Raw genomic sequence first — 26,226 nt, forward strand, 5'->3', positions numbered from 1 at the left:
GGTTACGCTGGGTCGATGCGTCGATGGGGGACTCGTATATACTACGGCGAGTCCCGTGTCTCGAGTGCCGACTGATCAGTTCCCGGTCGTGTCCGCCAGTCTCCGGCCTTCGGTCTCCGGTCTCCGATCGTTGGTCTCCCGTCTCCGAGCTAGCCGCGCATCTCGACGAACCGAACCCCGCCGTGTTCCTCGCGCTCGAGCGTTCCGTCCTCGCGTTTCGTGGCTTCGACGAGCGTCTGGAAGCCGGAGCCGATGGGTGCGAGCAGTCGGCCGCCGGGCCGGAGCTGGTCGACGACCGGATCAGGAAACTCGGGTGTGGCACACGTGAAGTAGGCCGCGTCGTACGGTGCGTACTCGGACCAGCCGTCGCGACCGTCGCCGATTCGGATCGACACCTCGTCGTACCCCGCCCGTGTGAGTTGATCGCGAGCTTCGGCGGCGAGTTCGTCGCTGTACTCGACGCTGTAGACGTGCTCCGAGCCGACCATTTCGGCCGTGACTGCGGCGTGATACCCGCACCCGGTGCCGATCTCGAGGACGTCGTCACCGGGCGCTACGTCGAGTTTGTCGGCTATGATTGCGACCATGTGCGGCGCGCTGATCGTCTGGCCGTCACCGATCGGCAGTGGCCGGTCCGCGTAGGCGCTGTTTCGACGGTCCGGCGGGACGAAAGCGTGGCGCGGGACGGACGCGAGCGCCTCGAGCACCCGATCGTCGGCAACCCGTGAAGCGACGGTCTGGACCATTCGCTTGCGAGCGGACTCGTAGTCGTCGTCGGTAGCGCCGTCGGAATCAGAGGTGAATCGATCGAACATGCTCGAGTCTATTCGCTCGCTGACAATAGGCTGTGGGGCACCATGTGAATGCCCTGCAAACGCGAACGACCGTTCAAAATTAGAGCGCCGGACGCTCCCTCGAGAATCCGTCGAATCGGAACCGAGTCGACTACCAGGCCGACCAGGCGCTGGACTGCTCGTCGTAGGCGTAGACGCGTTTCGTGTCCTTCGCGAGGACCGTATCGCCGGGTTCTTCATAGCGGTCCCGACGGTAGCCGGAGGCGTCCTTGCGCACGACGAAGGCGTCGATTTCGAACTCGTCGTCGCCGAACTCCTCGGTCGAACCGACCTCGAACTCGTAGTCGCCGGGAACGTGAACCGTGATGCTCCGGCTGTCGTTTCGCGAGCCGTCTTGCGGGTGGACGGTGACGTTGACCGCGACGTTGTCGACCTCGCGGGTCCAGACGGTTTCGATATCGTCGACGTCGGCCGCTTCTCTGCGCTTCTGGCCGTCGAGTTCGAGGCTCGTAACCCGAACCGTCGACAGGACCTCGTCCGTCTCGAGAATGAACTCGTCGCCGGTCTCGATGGTCTCGCCTTCCGGCGTCGTCACGTTCGCCGTGAACGACTCGCCTTCCTGTGAGACGACGACGTCGAGGGTTACCTCGCGCTCTCGTTCCGGTTGAATCTTGTGGACGTGGCTGCACTCGCTACAACGAACCGTTACGGTCCCGCCGCCTTCCGTCACCGTCAGGACTTCGTGGACCGTCTCGAGGTCCGACGAACAGGACGGACAGGGCGTTGGGACCCGGTCCGGAATATCGTTCATAACGCGGTCTAGACGCTACGTGCCTAAAAGCCGATTGAACTTGGTCCCGAGATCGAACGGAACCGTCCTCGAGCGGTCCGCACCGAGCGGAGCGTCGTGAGCGGGAGCCGGAGAGGAGAATTGACACGGTGGGCCGGTCGTGGCCTACTCGGCAACAGTACCGTTGACCGGCCTCACTCGCTGTCCTGCGTGCACGTACGCCGCGTCGTGGGATTCCGTCTCAGTCCGCGGATGGTCGGTGCCGACGTCTGCAAATCGGATCGGCAGCCCCGCCCCGAGGAAGAAGTTCGGGTGATCCTGAACGTGGAAGTGAAGGTGGGGTTCCGTCGTGTTTCCGGAGTTGCCACAGCGGGCGATCCGCTGGCCGCGTTCGACTCGGTCGCCCGGGTCGACGGCGACGCTGCCTCGCTCGAGATGAGCCAGCACACTGTACTCGTCGTCGGCGTGTCTGAGTATCACGTTGTTGCCCAGAATGCTCCGCTGGAAGGGGTCCATTCGGCCGTCGGTTCGGTGATAGTCGCGGTGGTCGTTCCGAACGCTCACGACGACGCCGTCCGCGGGTGCGAGGATCGGTTCGCCGAAGCAGTAGTAGTCTTCGGGCAGGCTGCGCTCGCCCTCGTGAGTTCGCCCGTCGTCGTCGGTGATGACGAAGTCGTAGGCGTACCGTTGGGTGAGTATCCCCCACGAGTGGGAGTACTCGCGATCCGGACTACCGTTGACGACGGTCCAGGACCCCTCGAGCGGAAGTCGGTAGTCGACGTCGCTCTCGTAGGTCGCCGGCGAGGGGAGTCGTCCGCGGTGGCGTGCGAGGATCGGGATGTGACCGACCATCTGTAAGATCCCCGTTAGCAGGAGAATCGGCTGGAATTGCAGGAGCAACATCGACGCGAGCGCGCGGGCGTTGGTCGCCCGATCGCCCATATCGATCCAGTCCGTCGGCTCCGGCGTGTCGGTCTCGTCCGTCCCGTTGCCCGTCACCATTCCGAACAGCGTGGTGGCGAGACCGACGACGAGCGGCCACAGCCCGGCGAGGAAGAACAGCGCGAAGAGCTGGAGCGAGGCGAAGCGCTCGAACAGGTAGCCGGGAATCGAGAGAAAGCCGAGCAAGAAGACGTACATCGGATCGGGAAACGAGCTTCGAATCGCGGCCAGCCGACCTGGTTCGGGTTCCACGTCCGGATCGATCGGATGGTGAACTGTCATACTGACTCGAATGCGGGTACAGGGGGATCAAGGTTTGGCGAAGAAGATTTCTATAGTCAATCTGTTACGTCTGCGACTGGGAGCGGTCCGTCTCCGACCGGGACTCGAGGTCGGGATCGAGATCGAGATCAACGACGCGAGCCGACTCGTCGATCGTCGCCCGAACCCGTACGTCGTCGATCGAAACCGACAGCCGAACGCGGAGCGGCCCCTCCTCGAGCACCGTGACCTGGTCGACCCGATCGACGACCTCGAGTTCCCACCAGTACCGGGTACTGATCGGGCGCCCTCGTCGATAGTACAACGACTCGATTTCGGGATGTGTGAGCAGGACAAAGCCGGCCGGTGCGTCCCAACTGGCGGCACAGGAGTCACAGTAGGCGCTGAATCGGGCCGACCGTTCGGCCCCGTCGGTTTCGACGAGACGGATCCCCGGCTCGACCGCGGAGTAACACGCCGAGCAGGTTCCGCCGGCCACCAGTTCGTACGACTGGAAGGCGAGCGTCGTCGTCAGTTCGACCAGTTCCTCGATCGAGCCGCTGGCGGCCGCGTTCGGCGGGACCGTCCAGAAGAACAGCAGGTGATCGTTCTCGCACGCGACCTCGAGGACGCCGTCCCGGTAGCTCGCGCGAGCACCCGTTCCACAGCGGCTGCAGGTGCTGTCGAGGGTGACCGGTCCGAGTCGCTTCCGGCCGGTATAGGTGCCGGCGATGATCGCGTTGATGACGTTCGAGCCGGCGTAGGTCAGTCGATAGCCATCCTCGCACTTCTCGACGAACATCCCTCGAAGCTGCTCGAGGTGGTAGCGAAACTGCCCGGAATCCCTGATCCCGGTCGCCTTCCGAAGCGTGGAGAACTGCACGGTCGTCTCCTCCGGGTTCGCCAGATACCGCTCGAGAAACGCCTGCAGAATCTCGACGCGAGTCGAATTGCCGAGCGCGGCGAAGGCGTCGGCGGGGTCGATATTTGCATCTCCGGTCTCGCACTCAGCCTCGACCGAGTCGCTCCGGGCTACTTCGCGGGTATCGTCAGTCTCGTCCATTTCCGTGTTTACGGCTCGCGCGGCTCGCGTTGCTCACTCCGCTCGCGGAAGTTTCACTTCCGTCCCGTCCGCAGACACCGTCGGCTCCCGCAGAATCCCGTCGAGGTGGATTGGCGCTTCCGTCTCCCCGCCGATTCCGGCGTTGTCTCCGATGGCGATGTGGACCGTCCCGCCCGCTTTTTCGTCCAGCAACACGGAGCCGACGAGTTCGGTGACGGCCACGTTCGTCCCGATTCCCAGTTCGGAGAGGTTGTACGCCGCGTCGCCGACCTCCTCGGCCGCGCCTTCGACCGTCTCGCGGATCTCCTCGTCCGAGATCTGCGTGACGAACCCGTCTTCGACCTCGAACGTGAGTTCGTGACCGTCCTCGAGTAGCCCGTGGGGACGCATCGTGCCGTCGACGACGAAGGTGCCCGTCGCGGTTTCGGGGCTAACGAACACCTCGCCGGCCGGCAGGTTGGACATGACACCGGCGTCGTGGACGATCCCGGTGTCCGAGAGCCACTCCCGGTCGCCGATGCCGAACGTGATGTCCGTCCCGGCAGGGGTTGTGACCCGAACCTCGTCGGCACCGGCGACCTGTTCGACGACGTCCTCGCAGTGGGCCGCGATCGACTCGTAATCGGCGTCAAGCCCCGCGGTGAAGACGTCCTCGGTAATCCCCGGCAGCGTCGCGACCCGAGCCCCGGCCTCGTTGGCCTCGGTGCGGGCCCGCGTGTGACTCAGGCTCTTCGTCGTCGGCGCGAGGACGACGTCCGCACCGGCCATCGCCGCTGCGACGGGTGCGGGCGGCTCGCTCCCGTGGGTCGCACCGGGCGGGTAACGGACGATGACCGCATCGTCGGTGATCTCGCTGGCGACCTCGTACAGCACATCGCCGATGGGCTCCCGCTTGTCGTCAGTGACGATCGCACAGGACTCGGCCTCCTCGAGGGCCAGACACTGACGAACGGCCGTTTCGGCAGCAGCTCGAAGCTCGGACATACGGGAGTGTGTGGGTGAGAGCCCGAAAGTTGTTGCTATTGCTCGTTCCGAAAACGACTGCGGTACCGTTTTAGTGTCGGCAGCCATCTCTCTACAGGGACGATGACCACGTCGACGGTCAACGATATTTTCTTCGACGAATCGACGAACGAGGCGATCAGAGAGGGCCTCCCTCCCGCCGTAATTACGTTCTTCGAGTACGTCACGCACCTCGGAGATGGAGCAGTGCTGATCGTCTTCGCGACGTTGCTGTACTGGTTCGGTGCCGAATCCCGTCGCGAGCAACGGGCGCTCGTGATCGCGATCGGACTCGGTGCACTCGCGATCAGCGCCGGGATGAAAGGGATCTTTCTCCGACCGCGTCCCGAACTGGCAGGCGACTACGGCGGATACAGTTTCCCGAGCGCACACGCGATGGGGGCAGCAGCGTTCTACGCTGCGCTCGCAGCCGTCGCCGACACCGGAACGCGGTTGCAGCGGTACGTCGTCGCCGCAATGATCATTACCGTCATCGCAGTGTCACGGGTCGTTATCGGCGTTCACTTCGTCGGTGACGTCGTGGTCGGCGTCGGCATCGGACTGCTCTTCGTCGGACTCGTCGTCTACGGTGAGACCGCCACACCTGCTGCCATCTTCGCTACTGCAGGTGCCATCGCGATCGTCGCGTTCGCCCTCGGTTCGCGGGAGTTCACCACGCTAACGATCGGTGCAGCACTCGGCGCGGCCGTCGCCTGGCAGTACGTTAAATCTCGATCGGCGAAGCCGCGCGGAGCCGCAATCTTGCTGTTGGCCTATCTCTGTCTCCCGGTGATTCTCGCGCTTCGCGCCGTGTCCGCCTTCTGGCCGAATCACGCGCTTCTCGCCGGTATCGAGATCGTCGGCTATGCGGCCGTGACCGCCGCCGTCCTCGTCGTTCCGATCGTCGCCGAGCAGATGAACGATTGGCCGCCGGTCGAGTGGCTACAGACCCGGCTCCCGTTCAGCGGTCGGACGATCGATCAGCAGCAGATCCTGGCGACTGCGGACGACGAGTAGCCATCTCCGCATCGACCCCGTCGTCCGCGCCCGGTGAACCACCGCCCACATCTAGCGTCTCGAAAGTCTCGAGATCACCGGGCGTCCCGAAGACGTAGATCGTGTCACCGGCCGCTAACGGTTCGTTCTCCGCCGGCAAGGGGATCACCTCGCCGGCACGGTCGATGACGAGGACGGTTCCGGGAACCCAGCCGGCGAACTCGCCCTCGAGTGAGCCTCCGTCCTCGACAGTGATCGACGCGACCGTCTCGTCCGCAGTTCGAATCGCCGCGCAGAGCCCGTCGGCACCGCTCGGTGTCTCGGGTCGAATCGTAAGCCGGTATCGACTCCCGGGTTCGAACGCGTCCGCGTCATCGGCGTCGACGACCAGCGTCGTGACCGAGCCAGCACTCGACCGAAGTATCCCCGTCGCGACGAGGCGACTCGAGTCGCCGTCGGCCGTCCAAACGGTGACCGGATCGCCGGTACTCGCCTGCGCCGAGCGGTCACCGGCGACCGCGACGGCAACCCGATCGGGACCAAGCGTGGGACTGAGACCAGTCCGGCGATCGCCGAGAGCGAGCGCAGTCACGCTGCCGTCTTCGCCGAGTTCAGCGCGAGCGTAGCCGACATCGTAGTCGGCCTCGAGGCGGCGGTCCAGTCTGGTACGGCGTTCCGAGATCGAGAGACCGCCCGGGAATCGAAGTTCACGACTCTCGAGCTCTCGTTTGACGGCCTCGTCAACGGGCGGGTAGCCTTCCGCGTCGTCGATCGAATCGGGCAGGGGTACCGTCGCGCTCAGTCCCGCCGATTCGACGAGATCCGCAACGGGACCGCGAGCATCGATCGGCGTGATCCCGTAGGCGCCGCACGCGAGGTGATCCCCGAGGCGGTGGCCGACGGCGGCAACGGCGGTACCGACGACCATCATCCCGAGGAGGTAGCTGCCCGTCGTATAGTGTCCCAACGGCGAGTCTGCGATCACCCGGCCGTGGCGAACCGCCTCGATCGCGAGCGCGCCCGTAGGCAACGCGAGGCCGGCGAGGGCGGCCGGGCCGGCCGGCAGCTGGCGGACGGTCGAGGCGCGATAGGCGAAGGCCAGTGCGAGCGCGCCGACGCCAGCAAGGAGCCCGTATCCGAGGATCCCCAGCAGTGCCGTTCGCGTCCACTCGAGCGTCGTCCCTATCGCCGCGAGCGTACTCAACATCTCAGTAACTCACCTCAAGAGTGGGGTTGGATCCGTTGCTCGGTCCGTCCCCGAACGCCATCGCACCGTCACCGATGACAAACGCCTCCATCCCGATCGCGAGCGCGTCCGGTTCGGGCTCGAACTGCCACTCGTGACCGCGAGTCGAGTCGATACCACTCACCCCGGGACGTCTGACCGCGAACGCCGTAAGGTCGCTCTCGCCGCGTATCGCGTCGAGTACCGACTCGGTCAGCGTCATCCGCCGAATCACCGCCTTGCTGCGTTCGAGCAGCGAGAGCGCATCGAAGACGCGGGTCGTCCCCCGTGAGGTGACGACGACTCGAACCCGATCAGCGTCCAGGAGCGTCTCCGCGTCGGTCGTCGGAACGGCGACAGTCACGCAACCCTCGCCACCGACCGCCACGGCGTCTGCGCTGTGTCCAGAATCCGCACTGCTGGTGCCGCCGTCGCCCTGAAATCCGTCGGAAGCGGATTCCGGTGTCGGTGGTCGAACACCGTCGGCCGCGAACGCGTCCACAGTAGCACTGAGCACCGTTCCGGAGACGGTCATCGAATCGCCACTCACGAGGACGGCGTCGCCCGGTGCCAGTCCCGCGGGGAGTAGCGCTCGAGTCGAAACGGCGCGCCACCCGTCGGGAACTTGCGTTGCGACGCCGCTTGCGGGCGGAGCCGCGGTGATCGACGCTCGGCCGCGTCCGTCGATGGCGACCGACACCGCCTCGAGATCGTAGCTCGTTCGCAGCCGATCCCCGAGGCGCGTCTCGAGCGCCGAAAGCGGTAGGTCCGCCGGGAGTCGCCAGGCACCGTTCTCGAGCGTTTTCCGGAGCCCCGGACCGAGCGGCGGATAGCCGTCGAACTCGCGGACGCCGCCGCTCGATCGAATCGTTACCTGCCCCATCGCGTCGACCGCGTCGATTGCATCCGCCGCGAGCGGTTGCGTTCGTTCAACCGAGCCAGCGGTGGCCCGCGGCAGATCGGCAGCGAGCTGTCGTCCCCGACTCGTCGCGTACAGTCCGAGCACGCCGACGGACCCAAGCCCGAGCACGAGTCCGGGCTGGACCGTACTCGCGTCGGCGATGTCGGACACGTACAGCGTAGTGATGGTGAGCAATACAGTGAGTAGTCCACCGGCGATGCTCGGAATTCGTTCGGTCGCGAAATACGCAGCCCCAAAACTGATCGCACCGACGAATGCCGCGACGGCGATACCGAACAGAAGCGCGATCGATACGCCCGTGAGAATCTCGACCGGCGCAATAACGATCGGAAGTGTCGAATTCATGTGTGTCGTGGATTTCTCCGTGCAGTCCGTTCCAACCGGTTCTACGTCCGCCGTCGAAGCGGTCCGAGAGCCGCCGCAATCGCGAGGGAAGCAGCCGCGATGACCGCGCCAAATCCGGACACGCTATCCGAATCATCTGAATCAGCGTCCGCTTCCGACACCGCGACCGACGCGGACGCCTCGTCGGTGTCGGTCTCGACGGTGTACTCGGACTCGCCGGACGCTGTTTCGCTCACCGACAGCGAGAGCGATTCGCTTTCACCGGCCTCGAGCGTGAGGGCGTCAGTCACAACTCGCCCGTCGTCGTCCGAGACGACGACCGACTGCGTGCCCTCGACGCCACCGGTGTTCTCGACCATCACCGAGAGGTCGAACTCCTCGTCGGGTTCGACGGTGTCGGGCGTTTCGACGGCAGTAATGTCGAACTCGGGTGGGTCGGTGACGTGGCTCGTCCCCTCGAGGGTCTCGCTGTCGACCGTCACCGCGTGCGCGATGGTGAGCCCGATATCGACGTCGGTCTCGTCGGAGAGGACTGCCGTCGAACCGTCGGGATCGACGGCGACGGGTTCAGTGGTGGTGCGGTCGCCGTCGAGTTCGTACGCAACCGTGTCGATCACCGTCTCGTCGGCCGCGTTCTCGAGGTCGACCGTGAACTCGTAGGGAGCGCTGGAGCCGACTTGTTCGGGGAACGAGACACTCTCGAGCGAAACCGTGCCGGGCTCGACAACGGTGATCGAACCGAGATCGGTTCCGTCGACCGCGACGTCGTACTCATCGCCGACGGCTCCGTCGGGCGTCCATTCGAAGTCGACGTCGGTCGTATCGTCGGCCTCGAGCGAGACCGACTGCGTGTCGACGACCTCGCCGTCTGCGGTTAGCTCGACGGTGTCGCTGCCCGGTCCGCCGTCGTTCTCGTAGGTGGCCGTGGCAGTCAGCGGGCCGTCTTCGACGACGGCGCTGGCGTCGACGTTGGCGTCCTCGAGTTCGATGTTCGGCGGCTCGACGACCTCGAGTTCGGTACTGTCGCTCTCGCCGGCGACCGTTGCGGTGATCTCGGTTGTGCCTTGCTCGCTAGTGTCGACGACACCGGTATCGATATCGGCGATACCGCCAGCGTCGTAGTCGGCGACTTCAGAGGCGGTGACCGTCGAGCCGTCGTCTAAGGAGAGTGTCACGGTGGCAGCTGTCTGCTGGCCTTGGCCGACTGTCGAGTCGTCCAGGGAAATGGAAACGTCTTGGACTTGCCACTCGAGGACTGGGTAGTCGTCTGTGAGTGTCCAGAAGTTGTCGAAGTCCAACCCCGCCATATTTGCTTTGGCATCCGAACCCGTCATTTCATTAGTTCGCAATGCTGTCCCCTCGCCCTCTGGATAACTACTTAGTTGACTGTTCCAGTAGCCATCAGTCACGCTACCATCGTCATCCCATGCGAGCCCGTCTGTTGAGTCTCCTCCAGAAACGTCACCTGTAGAATACGAATCGGTAACCGGACCTGAATTCAGTCCAGTTAGACCGCCGAGATAGCCTTCATCGTCTTGATCTATAGCATCGCCGGTCGCGTATGAATTGCGAATCGTAGAAAACCTAAGCAAGTTCCCAGAGATTCCGCCAGTCTCCCCAGAATCACCAGCAACATCACCCGTTGTGTACGAATTGGTAATCTGAATACCGCCAGCAAAACCAACCAGGCCTCCAGCATGATACTGCCCTCCTGTAACATCGACGGTAGAACCAGATCGATCCAACGTATCGCCAGCATCTCTACCGCTGCTTGCGACTAATCCTGCCGCTTCTCGGTCACCCTCAACTGTCCCACCTGCGTATACAGAGGAAACATAGCCCCCCTCTAAACGGCCAACTACTGCCGCAGCACTTTCGCCTCGAACTTCTGTATTCTCGAGGGAAAGATCCTCAACAGTACCCTGAAGGCTACTGAAAAGTGCGATATACCCTTCATTTGGTCGATCAATCGAGAGTCCCTCAATTGTGTGACCTTGCCCATCCAATGATCCGGCAAACGGATCTGACGCGACGTATCCTCGATTCACTCCTCCAATTGGCTCGAAACCGGCACCTGCGTTCCACGTCTCAGTCTCACTCGCATCAATGTCAGTTCCAAGGACGTAGTGTGCATCATAGTCCGCATTCATCGCCTGCAACTCCTCAGAGTCAGAGATCACATACGGGTTCTCCTCTGACCCATCTCCGTCCATACCGTCAAGAGTAGATTCATCAGCTGCGGCAGAGGCCGCAAAAATGATGGTCAGCGTTAATACGACCGTCAGAGTGATCCAAATCGGCCTTGTGTTCTTCATTTTAAGCATTGGTTTTATATTAGGTAGTGTCGGCAACCCGAATTTCAGGATTTGGCTGTTCGTCAATATAATTACTATCTGCCGGGGGAATCACGTCGATTTCCAATGTCCCTATATCTTGATCAGCACGGAGATCTGGCTCACTGTCAAAAGTGATTTCTACAATATTCGAATTGTCATTAGTCGCTGCATCAACAGGTTCAGATAGTTGTGCTGAACCAGCTGTGACAATCACAGTCGCATCTTCAACAGTTCCGCCGTTTTCATCGATGACTTCAACCTCAATGTCGCCTGAGAATCCCTTTTCAATCATCTGATCATCCGAATCAGGAATGTCAATAGTTACCTCAGTATCGCCAACAGATCCAATCGTTCCGAGCATATTCAACATCAACGCGAGCGCCGCCACACCGACGACCAGCGCGATCACGAGTCGGATCGGGAGTCCTTCGATTGCACGATCGTCTCGAGCGAACGACGATCGGAATCGCGTCGATCGTTCGAGTCCATCAGACCTGTCGGCATCATCCGACAGCAATCTGTTCGGAAGCATGTCCCCGCTTGGGCTCGCCTTCCTACTTAAATGATAGACCGGGGATTCAAACCGGAAGCCGAGCCACGGTTTCGGCGTGAGCTTCGTAATCGGACGCGGCGACGACCTCGAGGCCGGCCCCGTCGGGCACCTCGGAGCCTACCGGGCTCGAGACGGGAGCAAGGGAGCGACGCTTCACCTCGACTTCGACGGCCCACACGCGATGTTGATCGTCGGCAAGCGCGGCTACGGAAAGTCCTACACCATGGGCGTGCTCGCGGAGGGACTCGCTCGAGCGCGGGGTGTTACGCCGGTGATTATCGATCCGATGGGCGTCTTCGATACACTCGCGGCGTCGACGCCGGGCGAGGGCGTCCCCGCGACGGTCGTCGAGAAACCGACCGTCGCGCCGACCGCGCTCGATCCCCGCTCGTGGTGTGCACTACTCGGTCTCTCGCCCGAGAGCGGTCCGGGCGGGCTCGTCTGGCAGGCCGCACAGGAAACGTCGACGCTCGAGTCGATGGCAGATCACATCGAGGCCACCGACGCGCCGGTCGCCGACAAGCGAGCGGCGGCCAACCACCTTCGGCTCGCCGACGCGTGGGCCGTCTTCGACCCCGACGGCCTCGACGCTACCGATCTCGGCAGTTCCGAGGTGACGATCATCGACGTCTCCGGGCTCGAGTCGGCGCCGATGAACGCCGTCTGTCGGGGCGTCGCGGAAGCGCTGTACCGCGCACGCGTGACCGACGCGATCGATCGGCTCCCGTGGTTACTCCTCGACGAGGCCCACACGTTTTTCGACGGCGTGGCGGAGCCGGCTCTTCGGACCATCCTGACTCGCGGACGCGCGCCCGGTGTGAGCCTCGTCTCGGCGACCCAACGGCCGAGTGCCGTCCCGTCGGTCGGTATCTCTCAGTCGGACGTCCTGCTCTCCCACCGGCTGACCTCCCAGGCGGATCTCGACGCACTACAGGACGCCCAGCCGACGTACATGAACGTCTCGCTGTCGGATGCAGACCGGTTGCCGGACGACCCCGGAGAGGTCCTCATCATCGACGACGCGACGGAAACGATCCACTCGGCGCAGGTCCGTCCCCGCGACACGCCACACGGCGGTGACAGTCCGCGGGCAAGCGACGTCATTGTGGACGACAAACCCGACGACGCGACCGCCCTCCGCGATTCGAACGGTTCCGATCGCGGCTGACGTTTAAATACAATAGGGCGGCCAACGACGATATGAGCGATATCGAGCGGATCGACCAGCGACTCGCCGCAGTCGAGCGTGCGGTCGTCGACGGCGACGCCGAACTCGACCGGCTCGCCGATCTCGCGACGCTCGCCGAGGACGTCGAGCACCTCGAGGATAGGCTCGACGAACACGAGCGGCGGCTCGCAGAGTTGGCGGGAACCGTCGATGCGATCGGCGGCCTCGTCGGAAACGTCGAGACCGTCAACGAAGGCGTCGAGCGCCAGGCCGACGCGGCCATCGCCGCCGTCGATCGACTCGAGAATCGGATCGACGAACTCGAGCGGTCACTCGCGAAGGGACCGGTGGCGGACGGACGAGTGGTCGGCGACGCCACTAGCGCCCGTACGGAGATGGAAATATCGGCAGCCAACAGCACTGGTGTCGGCGATCAGACCGACGGATCGGGCCACGCGTCAGGGACGAGTACGAACGATTCGACGGGACCCGTGGCGACGACGGCCGGGGCCGACACCCCGTTCGAAGAGCCCGGAGACATCGAAGCGACCGCCGAAGCGCTTCTCGATCCACCGGGCCATGGAGGACGAGCAGAAGTCGACTGCGGCACAGTAGCCGATACCGGAGACGGTACGAACGCCGATGTCAGTGACACCACCGAAGCCAGCAACGCAGACGAAGCTGCATCCGGTGGACTGACCATCCAGCGGGCGATCGAACGACGAGTGGCCGGTTCGGACGACGCAGTTGCTGACCGTCAGCCAACCGATAACGGAGAATCGAACGATCAGGACCCGTCGACCGACGCTGACGACGACTCGGGTACGCTGCTCGCGTCACTTCGAACCAGACTCCCGTGATTCGGTACGTACTCGCAGCGTTGCTGACGGTCGCACTTATCGTACTCGCGGTACCCGCCATCGACCGGGGAGCGACGGTAAACACTGAGCGCCAGGTCGACACGAGCCTCTCGTCGATCGACGACGAAGCGACAGCGCTGATCGAAACCGAGGAGGTGACTCCCGACGGCCATCCCGACCCGCAGCGAATCGTCACGGTATCGCTCCCGCGGAGTACGCTGACGACTGCAGGGGTGGACCATTTCGAACTGGTTCCGCACGAAAACGGGAGCTACACGCACGCGAGGTACGTCCTCGAGGACGGCGCGACTCGAGAAGCGGTCATCGACGAAAGAATCGTCTGGAACGATCCCGACGGAAACGAGACGACCGAAATGGGCGGGTCCGGAGACCAACGCCTCGCACTCGTCCTGCTCGAGGACGAACACGGCGAGCCGAGACTCATCGCACGCCATGTCTGAATTTAAATCGGAACGCGCGGCCAGTGCCGCCATGGCACAGGATGGAATCGCAAACGCCCTTCGCCCGGTCCTCGAGGGTCTCGGGTTCGGTCGTCTGCTCGGCGATAGCGACTCGGCGCAGGCATGTACGTGCAGTCTTTCCGCCGAAGACGACCTGGTAGTGATCGACACGAGCGACTGCGATGGCGAACTCGCGACTGCGTCCGCGTGTCGGTACACCGTCATCCACGCGCTCACCGACCGCGAGGTGTCGGACATCCGCAGCCGATCGAACGGAATCGAACGACGGTACGACGATCGGGGCGTCGAGCTCCTCGGCGCGGCCGGTCGATTCGTCGAACTGCTCGGCGAGCGCGACGAACCCCTCGCCGAGGCCGCCGCGCACAATCCGCTCGAGGTCGCTGCGGAACTCGAGACGCGGGTCGGACCGGTCGCGGACATCGGCGTCGAATCCGGACTCGCGACTGCGGCGGCCGGGATCGACAGCTACGAATCGGTTCTGACGCCGACCGTCGGGCTCACCATCGGACACTCTTTCGCGGATCGACGGATCGACGACCGGTCTCGGCTTCGGGACGTCGAAACGCTCGATACCGGCAGCGAGGCGCGTATCTACGAGCGGCCCGACGACGTTCCGTTGTACGCACTCGACGCTGTCGACGGGAACCTCTCCGACGCGGAACGAAACCGCCTCATCGAAGGCTACGAGGCCATCGCGGAGGGGACCGTCGAGGGCGACCGCGCGGCCTCGCATGCGATCGAGTACGCGACCGACGAGCCGGCGGATCCGTTGCTGACCAGGGTGCTCTCGAAGCATACCAGTGGCTACGGCGTCCTCGAGGACCTGTTCGCCGACGAACGGGTGACGGACGTCTACGTAACGTCGCCGGTCTCACGGAACCCGATCCGGGTCGTCGTCGACGGGGAGTCGATGACGACGAACGTCCACCTGACGACCGACGGGGCGCGGGCGTTGGCGTCGCGGGTCCGCCGAACCAGCGGCAGAGCGTTCTCTCGAGCAAATCCGACGGTCGACGCGATGGCGACCCTCGAGAACGGAACGGGCATCCGCGTCGCAGGCGTCACTGATCCGGTCGCGGACGGTGTCGCGTTCGCGTTTCGCGAAGAGGCCGACGACCGGTTTACCCTTCCGGGTCTCGTCGCGAACGGTACGATGCCGGCCGAGGTCGCGGCGTTTCTCTCGGTCGCCATCGAACGCAACGCGGCCGGACTGATCGCCGGAACGCGCGGATCGGGGAAGACGACGCTCCTCGGTACCCTTCTGTACGAACTGACGCCGGATACGCGGACCGTCCTGATCGAGGACACCCCCGAACTCCCGGTCGACCCGCTGCAGTCGGTCAGCCGGGACGTGCAGGCGCTCCGGACCGGAACCGGCGACGGTCCCGAGATTTCGCCGGACGAAGCCCTCAAGACGGCGCTCCGGCTCGGCGACGGAGCTCTCGTCGTCGGGGAGATTCGAGGCGACGAAGCGCGGGTCCTCTACGAGGCGATGCGGGTCGGTGCGAATGCCAACGCCGTGCTCGGGACGATTCACGGCGACGGGGCCGATGAAGTCTACGAGCGTGTCGTCTCCGATCTCGACGTCGAGCCGTCGTCGTTCGGTGCGACGGACCTCGTCGTCACCGTCCAGGCGTACCGAACGTCGAGCGGCCGCGACCGCCGCGTTGCCAGAATCGAGGAGGTCATTACCAGCGGCGAGGACATCTGGTTCGAGCCGCTGTACGACCTCGACGACGACGGCCACACCGTTTCGACCGGACGGATCGACCGCGGAGAGAGCCGGATCGTCGATCGACTCACCGGGCCGGCCGAGGAGTACGCATCGGTCCGGCAGTCGATTTCGGAGCGTAGGGAACTGCTCTCGAGGCTTGCCGCCGACGGACGGACGAGTCCGCGGGAAGTAGTCGCGGCGTACGCCGATCGGGGGAGAGAGTGATCGCTGGATGACGCTACCGGCGACGCTCATTCGAAATTTGGCGGTCCTCTACCCCTACGACGTCGACGGGAGCGGCGACCTCGCCGACTCGCTTTCGTTTATCGACTCGCCACACGACGACGAGACGGTTATTCGAGCGGGCTACGGAGCAGGGATCGTCGGCGCGCTGCTTCCGTTACCGTTGTTGCTTACTTCGGCACCGCTCGCGTTCGTTCTGTTTTTCGTGCTGGTGACGCCCGTCGCAGCGATTCACGCAATTCACTCGCTGCCGCATCTCCAGGCGGCGCTTCGCCGAACCGAGGCGCTCGGCGACACGCCGAATCTCATCGGCCGCGCCGTATTACGGATGCAGGTCCAGCCGGCGCTCGAGAGCGCCGTCCGGTTTGCCGCCGACACCGGGCGAGGGCCGCTGGCGACCAGCCTCAACGCTCACATCGATCGCTCGATGGGGACTGCGGACACGGGGCTGCTGTCATTCGCGGAGGAGTGGTCCGAGTGGTTCCCCGCGTTGCGCCGGTCGTCACACCTGCTCGCGACGGCCCAAGATGCCCCGGACGGCGAACGGGCGCGAACGCTCGATCGGGCGCTCTCGGCCGTGCTCAACGGCACCAGAAATCAGATGGCGGACTTTACCGCGTCCATCCGAGCGCCGACGACCGCGCTGTTCGCCTTCGGGATCATGATCCCGCTGGCGCTGATCGCGCTCGTCCCCGCCGTGCCGATGGTCGGCTTCTCGGTCAACATCTGGATTATCGTCCTGCTGTACAACGTCGTCCTCCCCGCCGGACTCGTCGCTGCGAGCCTCTGGTTGCTGGTTCGACGTCCCGTCGCGTTCCCGCCGCCGAAAGTCAGCCACGATCATTCGGACGTCCCGGATCGGCTCCGGCTTCGTGGACTGTGGGGTGTGCTTGCGGGCCTGTGCGGGTACGCGATCACGACGACAATCGGTCCCGCCCATCTGGCCCCGGTCATCGGACTCGGGCTCGGTCTCGGCGTCGGCTTGCTCGCGGTCTTCCAACCGATCCTCAAAGTGCGGAACTACGTCCGCGACATCGAGGAACACCTCACCGACGCGCTCTACATCGTCGGTCGGCAGGTCGCCGAGGGCGAATCCGTCGAATCGGCGGTCGAACTCGCGGCCGAACGGGTCCCCGCCGAGACGGGCGAGGTTTTCGAGCACGCGGCCGGCGTCCAACGACGGCTTCACGCGGGCGTCGAAGCCGCGTTTCTCGGCGAGTACGGCGCACTCAGGGACGTCCCGAGCCCTCGAGCCCGCGGGACGGCCGCCCTGCTCGCGATCGCCGCCGACGAAGGCAAACCGGCGGGTCGAGCGATCGTTTCGATGGCCGATCACCTGGAGGAACTCGACGAGGTTGAGGCCAAAACGAAACGGAGTTTAGAACAGGTGACGGGAACGCTCGACAACACGGCGGCGTACTTCGGGCCGCTGGTGGCCGGCGCGACGGTCGCGATGGCCGCGATGATGTCGAGCGAAGACATGGTCAACACGGCGGACGTCGATGCGGCCGCGTTCCCCGCCGAATCGCTCGGCATCGTCGTCGGCGTCTACCTCGTGACACTGTGTTTCGTCCTGGTTCCGCTCTCGATCGCCCTTCGGTACGGGGTGGATCGAGCCCTCTTCGGCTACCATATCGGCCGTGCGCTCGTCTCGTCGACGGTCCTGTACGGCGTTTCCGTCACCGTCATCGAGATGGCACTCTGAAGGCGAAGCACGAGCGAACTCGAGTGAACAGGGCGCTCGAGACGCGTTCCGGACCGAACGCCGCAGCGACGCCAGCCGTCCGGACGGCCCGCCGACGGTGGCCGCGACTATAGTAACAACTGGAACTGTTTACACACTAATCGCACAGCTTTCGTCCGATCGGAAGTGCACTGACTTCCAGTAGCTACTATAGGTTCAAAAAGGATGCCGCGCCAGACCCGGTATGCTCGCTATCGCCGGTGCGAAAGGCGGCTGCGGAAAGACGGTAACGACGCTCGGACTCGCAGAAGCGTTCGCCAGAACGGGAACGCCAGCCGTTGCGATCGACGCGGATCGCCAGCTACCGAACGCACACGTTTCCGGGGGCGTCGACCGCGAACCGACGCTCGCGGCGCTGTCCGACGAGAACGGCATCCGATCGATCGCACAGACGAGTCCGCGAACGCCGGACGCCGGCATCGTGCCCGCGCCGGGGCCCGCCGAGAAACTCGATTACGAGGCGGTCCTCGGCTCGCTCGAGACAGGGGCGATACAGACGCTCGTGGACTGTCCCTCCGGCGCGGGGCCGGACGTCGTCGAGCCGCTCTCGGCAGCCGACGGAGTGATCGTCGTCACGACGGACGGTGATCGAAGCCTCACCGCAGCCGAGACGACGGTCGAGATGGCGCGCCGCCTCGGCGTGCGAGTGCTCGGCACGGTCCTCAACGGCTGCGAGACGGTCCCGTCGACCGTCGAGTCGTGGGTCGACGTGCCGGTACTGGGCCTGATACCGGAGGCCGAATCCGAGTCGCCGTTGACCGACGACGCCACCACGTCGGCCTACGAGGAGATCGTCGAGGTCCTGCAGACGCGAAACGCGACGAACCGGACGCCGCCGGCGTACGACGACGACCTGTTAGCGACGGGTATCGGCCCCCTCGATCGGCGGCTGGGCGGGGGACTCGCGCCCGGCTCCGTCGTCGCGCTGACCGCCGAGCCGGCCAGCCAGACGGAACAACTGCTCTACGAGACGACTGCGCCCCGCGGGACGCTGTATCTCTCGACCCAGCGCTCCGCAGCCAACGTTCGGCGAGCGCTCGAGATCGCATCCGTCGAGACGGGGAACCCGACGATCCGGCAGGTCAGCGGGACGACCGTGCTTGCGGATGCCGCGGAGATTATCGACAAGTTACCGGAGGGGGCGACGCTCATCATCGATCCGGTGAACGGACTGGAACGACGGGACCGGAGCGCGTACGTCTCGTTCCTGAACGAGCTCAAAGACCGAATGGTCGAGACAAACAGCATCGCTCTGTTACACGGTCTGTGCGGCCCTGATCGGCCCGCAAACCGAGCGGCGACGATCCACGCGACAGACGCCGTCTTCGACGTCCGGACGGTCGAATCGGGGGACGGAGCGGGCGTCGACCACTACCTGTCCGTCCCGAAATTCCGGCCCGACTGCGCGTTTACGGAGTCGATCGAACTCGTGTTCGACGAGGAAGGGCCAATGCAGATCGTGGCGAGCGAGGACGACGATCGGGCGAACGGACGATAACCTGGGGGCAACAAAAACGGGAGTGGCGAATCGATGTATCGGCTGGACGAAGGTCAGTGCCCGAGAAATCGGACTCATACGGTTTGCTGTACCGATGTACCGGTGGGACCGCAAGCCGTCCTGCGGTCCATCGGAAATGACTGAGAATAGATAGTATCAGAGAACGCCGATACGATCTGAGAGCCGCTTTTCGGCTCGTTCGATCGAACGGGCGACCGATTCGAATCCGTCGATCGCGTCACAGTCGGAGTGGACCTCCCTGACCGGTCGTCCCCGTTCCATCGCGTCGTCGACGGCAGCGTGCTCCTCGATAACCGACGTCGGAGCGCCGAGTTCCCGTTCGACGCGAGTCACGACCTGATCGGTTACGTCGGTTGGAGCCCGGTTGAGAACGATCGCCGCGATCGGCGTTTCCAACTCGAGTGCGACCCGTCGAGTCCGAAGCGCATCGACGAACGCCGATTCGGACGGCGTGGTGACCAACACCGCAACGTGGACGCTCCGCAACTGGACGCCGACATCGCGTGCCAGCCCCGCCGGACAGTCGATGACGACCCGACCGCACTCCCGTTCGAGTCGATCGACCACGTCGGTGAGTGCTGCGAGTTTCGATGCGCGAGCACCGGCGAGGGTTCGCCCGCACGACAGCACGCGAACCGACCCAAACGACTCCACGGCCTCGAGCGGATCGGCCCGTCCGGCGAGAACATCGTGCAGGTCGGGACCGCGTCCTCGGGGGAGATCCGCCGTCGCGAGATCGGCGTCGACGACAACGGCATCGAGTTCCCCGGCGAGGTTCAACGAGACGGTCGATTTGCCGACACCGCCCTTGCCACCGCCGACTGCGACGATCACGGTCCCGGAGTGAGGATATCGGGTGTCGGTGCCCAGCCGTCCAGTGTGGCGAGTACCTCGTCGGCCGTCGCGGTCCTTGCGTCGGAGACGCGCGACACCGCGAGAACCTCGAGTGGCGGCTCCGTCGGCGGGGCCGGACTCGCGAACCCGACGCCGCGGCAACGGTTCGATTCGACGGTTCCCTCCCAGATGTCGTCGCTCCACTCGGGTGCTCTGATGCCGTCGTGTCGTGGCGGCCACGTCGGTCCGTCGAGTTGGCTCTCGAGCCGGATCGTCTGCGGGGTCGTCCGCGTATTTGAGACGGTCGCCGTCACGAACGTTACACCCGCGCGTCGATCCGTTTTCCAGTCGACCGCTACCATGTCGGTGTGTTCGCTCGTATTCACATATAAAGTCCAACACGGTCTGGCTCAATAGTGTGATCGGGGACGGACCCGACAACCGGCTGTACGGTCGTGAGAGTATCTCAAACTCGTTTCCGAGTTACAATCGACCGCGAATCCTCGAAACGGTTATCCCACTCGATAGTGGATTCTCGAGTATATGATACAGGTCGCGATCAACGGCTACGGAACGATCGGCAAACGCGTCGCAGACGCCGTCCGGGAACAGCCCGACATGGAAGTCCTCGGCGTCGCCAAGACGCGACCGAACTTCGAAGCCGAGACGGCCATCGAAAAGGGGTTCCCGCTCTACGCCGCCGTCGAAGAACGCGCCGACCAGTTCGGGGACGCCGGCCTCGAGATCGCCGGCCCCGTCGAAGAACTGGTTGAGGACGCGGATATCGTCGTCGACGCCACGCCCTCCGGCATCGGTGCACAGAACAAGGAACTGTACGAGGAGTACGACACCCCGGCACTGTACCAGGGCGGCGAGGACGCCGACCTCGTCGACGTCAGCTTCAACGCTCGTTCGAACTTCGAGGACGCCGTCGGCGCCGACCACGTCCGCGTCGTCTCCTGTAACACGACCGGGCTCTCGCGGGTTCTCGCGCCGCTTCGCGAGGCCTACGGCGTCGAGAAAGTCCGCGCCACGCTCGTTCGTCGCGGCGGCGATCCGGGCCAGACCTCCCGGGGTCCGATCAACGACATTCTGCCGAACCCGGTCACGATTCCGTCCCACCACGGGCCCGACGTCGAGACCATCTTCGACGACCTCGATATCGACACGCTCGGAATGAAGGTTCCCGCGACGCTGATGCACATGCACAGCCTGAACGTGACGCTGTCGGAGGAGGTCGACGCGAGCGAGGTCCGGGACCTCTTCGCCGAGGAATCGCGCCTGTTCCTGATCCCCGAGCGGATGGATATCGACGGCAGCGGGAAACTCAAGGAGTACGCCCACGATTCGGGTCGTCCGCGCGGCGACATCTGGGAAAACTGTATCTGGGAGGAATCCATCTCGACCGTCGGCGCCGATCTCTACCTGTTCCAGGGGATTCACCAGGAGAGCGACGTCGTACCGGAGAATATCGACGCGATTCGGGCGGTACTCGGCGAAGCCGACGCCGAGGAGAGCATCGAAACGACGGACGGAACGATTGGAATCGGTCTATAGCGTCCCGGCACCGCGACAGAACCCGTTTCGACACTCGTTTTCGACTTCCGTTTCTTCGATTCCGATCACCCCGAACAACTAGTGACGACAGAAAGTTTTTGCCTCGCCGTCCACTACGGATTCGCATGCGCCGAGACGACCGCGACGAACCCTTCGACGACCTGTTTCGCGAGATTGAACGCATGATGAACGAAATGATGAACGGAGCCGACGCTAACGTCGACTTCAACTCCTCGAGTGACGTCGAGAACGGCTTCGGGATGGACACCCACGTCGATATCCACGAAGCCGAGGACGAACTCCGCGTCGTCGCCGACCTCCCGGGCGTCGAAAAGGACAATATCGAACTCGAGTGTGACGGCAAAACGCTGACAATTTCCGCCACGAGCGATCATCGTCAGTACGACGAACGCGTCTCGCTCCCACAGCGAGTCAACGAACACACCGCATCGGCGACCTACAACAACGGCGTCCTCGAGGTGACGTTCGACCCCGCAGAACAGTCGTCCGGTATCAGTCTCGAGTAACCCGAGTACTCTATCACGGCAGTCGCGGTCGCGTCGCTCGTTTTCATACGGATTGCTGTAACTATGTACCGCCAATCACCAGGGACGGGGTCGGTGATCGGCGGTCATTGACTACAGTAAACCGTATCAGTCCCGGTCGGCAGTTTCACGGATCGCACCCGCAAGCCGATCGTAAAATCCCGGTTCGTACTTCGTCTCCTCGTCGATCGTCGGTCGGGCGTTCGTCTCGTTGACCACCAGTCGGTCGTCGGTTTCGAGCAGGTCGACGCCGAGAAACGGAATCTCGAGTTCGCGTGCGACGGCTTCGGCCAGTTCGCGCCACTCAGCGGGCAGGTCCACACCGGTTGCCGTCGCGCCGCGGTGAACGTTGTGTTTCCACTGGCCCTCAGCAACCGCATCGGCGGGTAGCCGACGTTCGACCGCGCCGACGTACTCGCCGTCCAGCACCATCACCCGGTAGTCGGTCGCGTCCGGGAGATACTCCTGTACCAGAAACGACCGATCGCCGGTCGCGCGGTAGTCGTGAACCAGCGAGAGGTAGTCACAGATGCCCAGAAACGAGTCGAGGTCGTGGGCCTTCGCAACGCCGACGCCGCGAGTCGTCGAGTTCGGTTTGACAACGACCGGCGGCTCGAATCGGCCGAAGACGTCGGTGAGTTCGGACTCCGAGACGTCGTTCGAGACGTAGACCGAGTTCGGAACTGGGAGCCCGGCCCGCTCGAGACGGGCGATCACCTCGGCCTTGTTTCGCGAGGTCAACACCGTCTCGTGGTCGTTGAGCCACGGGATGTCCAGCAGGGCGTCGGCGACGCCGCCCTCCATCAGCCGGCCGGGATAGACGTAGCCGGCGTCGTACTCGCCGGGAGACCACGGCGCGTCATCGCCCAGCGGTACTACGCGTTCGCTCGCGGGGACGTGATGAACCTGTATGCCACGCTCGGCCAGCGGCTCTCGTATCCGCTGGAACGTCTCCTGATCGTTCGCGACCGCGAGATCGATCATACTCAGGAGTCGGGATGGAGGAAATAAAAAGATGCCTCGAGACGAGCGATGTGGGTGGCCGGGAGTACGTCTCTCGCGTCTGCTCGAGCAGTCGGCGCGAAGCGTCGCTCAGGAGTGAGCGAACGGAAGAAGGCGCTCAGTCACGAGAGAGCGTTGCTCTCTCGAACGACAGAGCAAAGCTTCGTTACGCGATCAGCTGCTCTTCGCCCTTCTCGACGACGATACGGCACGGCGGCGAGATCTTGTTGTACGCGCGGCGGAGCGCGTCCTTGGCGAAGTCGGCGTCGTCGACGTCACACCAGATCGTGAAGATGCGCTCGCCGGCACCCATTCGTGCGGCGGTGCCGACGATTTTCCCGAAGGACTGTCGCATCCCGTCGGAAACACGGTCTGCACCCGCACCCGTCGCCTGCTTGTTCTCTCGGATGACCTGATGGGGGAACTTCCGGAGGATCATCTTGTAGTTGCCCTCACCGGCGTTTTTCAGCATGTGACGGTTAGCCGAGAGACGCGAGGCCTCGAGGCTGCCGTGACGGAGCTGAACCTCCTCTTCGGTGACGAGGCTGATCTGGACGGGGTAATCCTCAGGATCGGCGCTGATGTCGCCCATCTTGTGCTGTGCGATCTTCGAACCCGGGATGCCAGTGATGTACTCGCGTCGCGTGTAGGCTGGCTTATCGATTTCCCGGTACATTGAGGCGGGTTTGTCTGACATGGCTGTAGTTACTTACGAAAACGCAGGCCTACCGTGCGGATAAAGGCTTCGAACCACGCGTTAGGGATGGGGGTCGGTCGCCTGCCGGGACGGGCCTCGAGTAGCGCCGGCGAGGAGCAATCAAGTCGGAGAGACGGACGACAGATAACTGATTATAAGATGTGTTTTTCCGTGCGGGCACGCGACTGCTGACCTGGCCGTGCGTACTCGACGGAGAGTACTGGAACCGTGATTCGTCGATGCTGACGCGTCAGATCGTCGAATTCCGATACCGTATCCAATACGCCGGCGCAGTTCGCGGTAAAGCGGCTCGCGACGGCTACAGCGGACAGTCGTAGAAGAATCCGTTTACGGCCGCGGCACGTACTCGCCGTCGCGCTTCTCGATCAGTCCCTGGCTCGAGAGCGAATTGCAAACGCTTAGAATCGCGATCTTCTTCATCGTGAGAACCTGACCGAGCTCGTCGACCGTTGCCCCGCCCGTTGCCTCGAGGTAGAGGTAGACGAGTTTCCCCTGGGGGGATGCGAGGTCGGTCGGAAGCTGGCTGATTTCGTTGTTGGCGCGGACCTGTTCTATCATCGTACCAACACCAACGACAAACTGGTGTATAAATCTATGGTGCAGACGATCTATATTGACTAGCCAGTAATCTTGTGATTATATGTATTGATATCCAGTGGGACGGTCGGTTTGAGTTTGATAATAGCTTACATTTAGGTGTGTACAGACCTGAGAGACACGTATACAGAACAGAATTGAAACGTGATAAACAGTAGAGATGGGTGAGATAACGCTCGCGAGCTATCGGTGAGTTCAATCAACTCGGTTATAAGTGACTGGTGGGCTATACTTTCACCCCCGATTCTATCTTGGGTAAGGAATATTAATATCGCCAGACGGTTAGCGACGGAATTGGGACTTAGTGCCCTGAGAGGCCCGAAATAGGGCAAATCAAATTATACATCGATCGCACCGTGATCAGCCCATCGAACGGGCTCTGACGACCAGTAGCACCCGGGCGTAACGAAGTACCGAAATCGGAACCGGTAGCTCACCGTGTGGTGGGAGTGAGAACCTCGATCAGGCGACCGCTATCGCGTCATTCGGGTCTCGGGTGTATCCTCATACTGCTGGACAGAACTACTCGAAGATCGGTCGCGCTACTGCGGCCGTCATCCCCGAGGACGGCCGCGAATTCGCGACCGACTTCTCAGTGACTGCTGTCCGACAGTATCAGTCCAGTAGTCACTATCCTACCAGCAACTCGAGCGATCGGAACGGCTGGTCGGGTCCCGAACGTAACTCTCGGCGTTGCACTCGCTCGAGAGTAAGCGGCGAAAGGTCATCCCAGCAGCGTATTTAAGGCCCTTCCACAGGAACCATAACGCATGATGAAGAGTTTCCGGATCGGCTCCCTGTTCGGGATTCCGATCAAACTGGATCTCACGTTCTTGCTGGTACTCCCGTTGTTCGCCTATCTGATCGGGGTACAACTCGAGCCGGTTGTTGACATTCTCAACGCGACGATGGCCGCTGGAATCGACGTCGATGCACTCACTACCGAGTGGTGGCATCCCTACGCCGTCGGCCTCGCCGCGGCGATCGGGCTCTTCGTGGGCGTCGTCCTACACGAACTCGGCCACTCGCTGACGGCCCAGCGCTACGGGTTTCCGATCGATTCGATCACGCTCTGGCTGTTCGGCGGGATCGCCGCGCTGTCGGAGATGCCCGAAAACTGGCGGCAGGAGTTCTGGATTGCCATCGCCGGACCGATCGTCTCGATCCTCGTCGGCATCGGTTCGTACGCCCTCTTTCTGATCACACCCGAAACCATCGACAGCGTCCGGTTCGTCCTCGGCTATCTCGCGGTGTTGAACATCGCACTCGCCGTCTTCAACATGATCCCCGCCTTCCCGATGGACGGTGGCCGGGTCCTTCGTGCGTTCCTCGCTCGCAGTCAACCGTACGCGAAGGCCACCCAGCAGGCTGCGAGCATCGGTAAACTGTTCGCTATCGCGATGGGGCTGTTCGGCTTGCTGGTGGCGTTTAACATCATCCTCATCGGACTCGCCTTCTTCGTCTACATCGCCGCCTCGAGTGAGGCCCAGCAGGTGACCATGAAGGCGGCCTTTCAGGACGTCACCGTCAGCGACATTATGACGCCCACGCGCGATCTGCACACCGTTGAACCGGAAACGTCGCTCTCCGAACTGATCAGCCGAATGTTCACCGAACGCCATACGGGGTATCCGGTCATCGAGAACAGCAGTTTCGACGACGGTCGGCTCGTCGGCCTGATCACCCTGTCGGACGCTCGAGAGATCGATCCCGTCGAGCGCGACGCCTACACGGTCGAGGACGTGATGTCGACCGACCTGAAGACGATCTCGCCCGACTCGGACGCGATGACGGCGATCGAACGGATGCGCGAGGACAATATCGGTCGCTTGCTCGTCGTCGAGGACGGGGACCTCGTCGGCCTGATCTCGCGATCGGACGTGATGACCGCGTTCGACATCGTCCAGAAGAGCGGCTCGGTCGATCCGGCGAATCGACCGCGCACTGCGGACTGATCGATCCGACCCGCTGCCCGATCGAACGAACCGGCAAAAACAGCCGTAACGGCCGTCTC

The 26,226-nt window shown here is 63.4% G+C and carries 24 protein-coding genes and 1 pseudogene; 10 read left to right on the forward strand and 15 right to left on the reverse strand.

What is annotated here, in order from left to right; genetic code table 11:
• Window positions 1–149: 149 nt before the first annotated feature.
• From GS429_RS14515 to GS429_RS14535, 5 genes are all read right to left on the reverse strand, one after another.
• The gene (locus tag GS429_RS14515; RefSeq protein ID WP_160066080.1) at window positions 150–815 is read right to left on the reverse strand and encodes a protein-L-isoaspartate(D-aspartate) O-methyltransferase; all 666 of its coding nucleotides are present in this window, start codon (window positions 813–815) and stop codon (window positions 150–152) included.
• 130 nt (window positions 816–945) lie between these two features.
• Window positions 946–1,605 (reverse strand): HVO_0476 family zinc finger protein, encoded by a 660-nt coding sequence (locus GS429_RS14520; RefSeq protein ID WP_160066081.1) that lies wholly within the window; start codon window positions 1,603–1,605, stop codon window positions 946–948.
• Window positions 1,606–1,749: 144 nt separating this feature from the next.
• Window positions 1,750–2,808: a M23 family metallopeptidase gene (locus GS429_RS14525; protein WP_160066082.1), complete on the reverse strand. Its 1,059-nt coding sequence runs from the start codon at window positions 2,806–2,808 to the stop codon at window positions 1,750–1,752.
• Between the two features lie 64 nt (window positions 2,809–2,872).
• Entirely contained in the window at window positions 2,873–3,850 is a 978-nt protein-coding gene (locus GS429_RS14530; RefSeq protein ID WP_235920816.1) for a DUF7351 domain-containing protein, read from the reverse strand.
• A 33-nt stretch (window positions 3,851–3,883) separates the two neighbouring features.
• Window positions 3,884–4,834: an aminopeptidase gene (locus GS429_RS14535; protein ID WP_160066083.1), complete on the reverse strand. Its 951-nt coding sequence runs from the start codon at window positions 4,832–4,834 to the stop codon at window positions 3,884–3,886.
• Window positions 4,835–4,936: 102 nt separating this feature from the next.
• On the opposite strand from GS429_RS14535, the gene GS429_RS14540 reads away from it, so the two are divergent.
• On the forward strand, window positions 4,937–5,869 hold the full coding sequence (locus GS429_RS14540; protein ID WP_160066084.1) for a phosphatase PAP2 family protein: 933 nt from the start codon (window positions 4,937–4,939) through the stop codon (window positions 5,867–5,869).
• Here the strand turns inward: GS429_RS14540 and GS429_RS14545 are convergent.
• The 5 genes and pseudogenes from GS429_RS14545 to GS429_RS14560 form a co-directional block, all read right to left on the reverse strand.
• Window positions 5,814–7,055, reverse strand: a complete 1,242-nt coding sequence (locus tag GS429_RS14545; RefSeq protein WP_201294026.1) for a DUF8167 domain-containing protein — start codon at window positions 7,053–7,055, stop codon at window positions 5,814–5,816. The two genes, GS429_RS14540 and GS429_RS14545, sit on opposite strands and share 56 nt — an antisense overlap.
• Before the next feature lies 1 nt (window position 7,056).
• Window positions 7,057–8,340 carry a DUF8167 domain-containing protein gene (locus tag GS429_RS14550; RefSeq protein WP_160066085.1) on the reverse strand — a complete coding sequence of 428 codons (1,284 nt, stop codon included), beginning with the start codon at window positions 8,338–8,340 and terminating at the stop codon, window positions 7,057–7,059.
• Window positions 8,341–8,381: 41 nt separating this feature from the next.
• Entirely contained in the window at window positions 8,382–9,647 is a 1,266-nt protein-coding gene (locus tag GS429_RS22210; protein WP_235920817.1) for a CARDB domain-containing protein, read from the reverse strand.
• Window positions 9,648–9,983: 336 nt separating this feature from the next.
• Window positions 9,984–10,664 (reverse strand): annotated as a pseudogene (locus GS429_RS22690) (M26 family metallopeptidase); the annotation flags it as partial.
• Window positions 10,665–10,674: 10 nt separating this feature from the next.
• Complete coding sequence (locus GS429_RS14560; protein WP_160066087.1) at window positions 10,675–11,208, reverse strand: DUF7382 domain-containing protein; 534 nt, start codon at window positions 11,206–11,208, stop codon at window positions 10,675–10,677.
• A gap of 76 nt (window positions 11,209–11,284) precedes the next feature.
• On the opposite strand from GS429_RS14560, the gene GS429_RS14565 reads away from it, so the two are divergent.
• From GS429_RS14565 to GS429_RS14590, 6 genes are all read left to right on the forward strand, one after another.
• Window positions 11,285–12,397 (forward strand): ATP-binding protein, encoded by a 1,113-nt coding sequence (locus GS429_RS14565; RefSeq protein ID WP_328821408.1) that lies wholly within the window; start codon window positions 11,285–11,287, stop codon window positions 12,395–12,397.
• A 32-nt stretch (window positions 12,398–12,429) separates the two neighbouring features.
• Complete coding sequence (locus tag GS429_RS14570) at window positions 12,430–13,257, forward strand: DUF7310 family coiled-coil domain-containing protein (protein ID WP_160066088.1); 828 nt, start codon at window positions 12,430–12,432, stop codon at window positions 13,255–13,257.
• The gene (locus GS429_RS14575) at window positions 13,254–13,718 is read left to right on the forward strand and encodes a DUF7311 family protein (RefSeq protein ID WP_328821409.1); all 465 of its coding nucleotides are present in this window, start codon (window positions 13,254–13,256) and stop codon (window positions 13,716–13,718) included. Before GS429_RS14570 ends, GS429_RS14575 begins: the two co-directional genes overlap by 4 nt.
• A gap of 31 nt (window positions 13,719–13,749) precedes the next feature.
• Window positions 13,750–15,678 carry a type II/IV secretion system ATPase subunit gene (locus GS429_RS14580; protein WP_160066089.1) on the forward strand — a complete coding sequence of 643 codons (1,929 nt, stop codon included), beginning with the start codon at window positions 13,750–13,752 and terminating at the stop codon, window positions 15,676–15,678.
• Window positions 15,679–15,685: 7 nt separating this feature from the next.
• Complete coding sequence (locus GS429_RS14585) at window positions 15,686–17,401, forward strand: secretion system protein (RefSeq protein WP_160066090.1); 1,716 nt, start codon at window positions 15,686–15,688, stop codon at window positions 17,399–17,401.
• 223 nt (window positions 17,402–17,624) lie between these two features.
• Window positions 17,625–18,938 (forward strand): DUF7125 family protein, encoded by a 1,314-nt coding sequence (locus GS429_RS14590; protein ID WP_160066091.1) that lies wholly within the window; start codon window positions 17,625–17,627, stop codon window positions 18,936–18,938.
• Between the two features lie 156 nt (window positions 18,939–19,094).
• Here the strand turns inward: GS429_RS14590 and GS429_RS14595 are convergent, their stop codons facing one another.
• Together GS429_RS14595 and GS429_RS14600 are read right to left on the reverse strand one after the other, a co-directional pair.
• Entirely contained in the window at window positions 19,095–19,793 is a 699-nt protein-coding gene (locus GS429_RS14595) for a MinD/ParA family ATP-binding protein (protein WP_328821410.1), read from the reverse strand.
• On the reverse strand, window positions 19,790–20,155 hold the full coding sequence (locus GS429_RS14600; RefSeq protein ID WP_160066092.1) for a DUF7857 domain-containing protein: 366 nt from the start codon (window positions 20,153–20,155) through the stop codon (window positions 19,790–19,792). Before GS429_RS14600 ends, GS429_RS14595 begins: the two co-directional genes overlap by 4 nt.
• A gap of 181 nt (window positions 20,156–20,336) precedes the next feature.
• Here GS429_RS14600 and GS429_RS14605 point away from each other — a divergent pair, with 181 nt between their 5' ends.
• Together GS429_RS14605 and GS429_RS14610 are read left to right on the forward strand one after the other, a co-directional pair.
• Window positions 20,337–21,350 carry a type II glyceraldehyde-3-phosphate dehydrogenase gene (locus GS429_RS14605; protein ID WP_160066093.1) on the forward strand — a complete coding sequence of 338 codons (1,014 nt, stop codon included), beginning with the start codon at window positions 20,337–20,339 and terminating at the stop codon, window positions 21,348–21,350.
• A gap of 125 nt (window positions 21,351–21,475) precedes the next feature.
• A complete protein-coding gene (locus tag GS429_RS14610) occupies window positions 21,476–21,877 on the forward strand; it encodes an Hsp20/alpha crystallin family protein (protein WP_160066094.1) in 402 nt (133 codons plus the stop codon).
• Window positions 21,878–22,003: 126 nt separating this feature from the next.
• Here GS429_RS14610 and GS429_RS14615 read toward each other — a convergent pair whose 3' ends face one another.
• The 3 genes from GS429_RS14615 to GS429_RS14625 all read right to left on the reverse strand — a co-directional run bounded on the left by GS429_RS14615 (window position 22,004) and on the right by GS429_RS14625 (window position 24,173).
• The gene (locus tag GS429_RS14615) at window positions 22,004–22,879 is read right to left on the reverse strand and encodes an ATP-grasp domain-containing protein (protein ID WP_160066095.1); all 876 of its coding nucleotides are present in this window, start codon (window positions 22,877–22,879) and stop codon (window positions 22,004–22,006) included.
• A gap of 184 nt (window positions 22,880–23,063) precedes the next feature.
• Window positions 23,064–23,594 (reverse strand): 50S ribosomal protein L16, encoded by a 531-nt coding sequence (locus GS429_RS14620; protein ID WP_160066096.1) that lies wholly within the window; start codon window positions 23,592–23,594, stop codon window positions 23,064–23,066.
• A 348-nt stretch (window positions 23,595–23,942) separates the two neighbouring features.
• Complete coding sequence (locus GS429_RS14625; RefSeq protein ID WP_160066097.1) at window positions 23,943–24,173, reverse strand: MarR family transcriptional regulator; 231 nt, start codon at window positions 24,171–24,173, stop codon at window positions 23,943–23,945.
• 809 nt (window positions 24,174–24,982) lie between these two features.
• Between GS429_RS14625 and GS429_RS14630 the strand changes: the two genes are divergently transcribed.
• Window positions 24,983–26,167 carry a CBS domain-containing protein gene (locus GS429_RS14630; RefSeq protein WP_160066098.1) on the forward strand — a complete coding sequence of 395 codons (1,185 nt, stop codon included), beginning with the start codon at window positions 24,983–24,985 and terminating at the stop codon, window positions 26,165–26,167.
• Window positions 26,168–26,226 lie beyond the last annotated feature (59 nt).

This window comes from Natronorubrum halalkaliphilum, from assembly GCF_009834785.1.
Taxonomy (GTDB): domain Archaea; phylum Halobacteriota; class Halobacteria; order Halobacteriales; family Natrialbaceae; genus Natronorubrum; species Natronorubrum halalkaliphilum.

Coding starts and splice junctions, on each gene's coding strand:
- GS429_RS14625 (WP_160066097.1), bottom strand. CDS start 24,173: ATGATAGAACAGGTCCGCGCCAACAACGAAATCAGCCAGCTTCCGACC.
- GS429_RS14560 (WP_160066087.1), bottom strand. CDS start 11,208: ATGCTTCCGAACAGATTGCTGTCGGATGATGCCGACAGGTCTGATGGA.
- GS429_RS14545 (WP_201294026.1), bottom strand. CDS start 7,055: ATGTTGAGTACGCTCGCGGCGATAGGGACGACGCTCGAGTGGACGCGA.
- GS429_RS14550 (WP_160066085.1), bottom strand. CDS start 8,340: ATGAATTCGACACTTCCGATCGTTATTGCGCCGGTCGAGATTCTCACG.
- GS429_RS14520 (WP_160066081.1), bottom strand. CDS start 1,605: ATGAACGATATTCCGGACCGGGTCCCAACGCCCTGTCCGTCCTGTTCG.
- GS429_RS14525 (WP_160066082.1), bottom strand. CDS start 2,808: ATGACAGTTCACCATCCGATCGATCCGGACGTGGAACCCGAACCAGGT.
- GS429_RS14530 (WP_235920816.1), bottom strand. CDS start 3,850: ATGGACGAGACTGACGATACCCGCGAAGTAGCCCGGAGCGACTCGGTC.
- GS429_RS14540 (WP_160066084.1), top strand. CDS start 4,937: ATGACCACGTCGACGGTCAACGATATTTTCTTCGACGAATCGACGAAC.
- GS429_RS14570 (WP_160066088.1), top strand. CDS start 12,430: ATGAGCGATATCGAGCGGATCGACCAGCGACTCGCCGCAGTCGAGCGT.
- GS429_RS14620 (WP_160066096.1), bottom strand. CDS start 23,594: ATGTCAGACAAACCCGCCTCAATGTACCGGGAAATCGATAAGCCAGCC.
- GS429_RS22210 (WP_235920817.1), bottom strand. CDS start 9,647: ATGGCGGGGTTGGACTTCGACAACTTCTGGACACTCACAGACGACTAC.
- GS429_RS14515 (WP_160066080.1), bottom strand. CDS start 815: ATGTTCGATCGATTCACCTCTGATTCCGACGGCGCTACCGACGACGAC.
- GS429_RS14610 (WP_160066094.1), top strand. CDS start 21,476: ATGCGCCGAGACGACCGCGACGAACCCTTCGACGACCTGTTTCGCGAG.
- GS429_RS14600 (WP_160066092.1), bottom strand. CDS start 20,155: ATGGTAGCGGTCGACTGGAAAACGGATCGACGCGCGGGTGTAACGTTC.
- GS429_RS14580 (WP_160066089.1), top strand. CDS start 13,750: ATGGCACAGGATGGAATCGCAAACGCCCTTCGCCCGGTCCTCGAGGGT.
- GS429_RS14590 (WP_160066091.1), top strand. CDS start 17,625: ATGCTCGCTATCGCCGGTGCGAAAGGCGGCTGCGGAAAGACGGTAACG.
- GS429_RS14615 (WP_160066095.1), bottom strand. CDS start 22,879: ATGATCGATCTCGCGGTCGCGAACGATCAGGAGACGTTCCAGCGGATA.
- GS429_RS14630 (WP_160066098.1), top strand. CDS start 24,983: ATGATGAAGAGTTTCCGGATCGGCTCCCTGTTCGGGATTCCGATCAAA.
- GS429_RS14605 (WP_160066093.1), top strand. CDS start 20,337: ATGATACAGGTCGCGATCAACGGCTACGGAACGATCGGCAAACGCGTC.
- GS429_RS14585 (WP_160066090.1), top strand. CDS start 15,686: ATGACGCTACCGGCGACGCTCATTCGAAATTTGGCGGTCCTCTACCCC.
- GS429_RS14535 (WP_160066083.1), bottom strand. CDS start 4,834: ATGTCCGAGCTTCGAGCTGCTGCCGAAACGGCCGTTCGTCAGTGTCTG.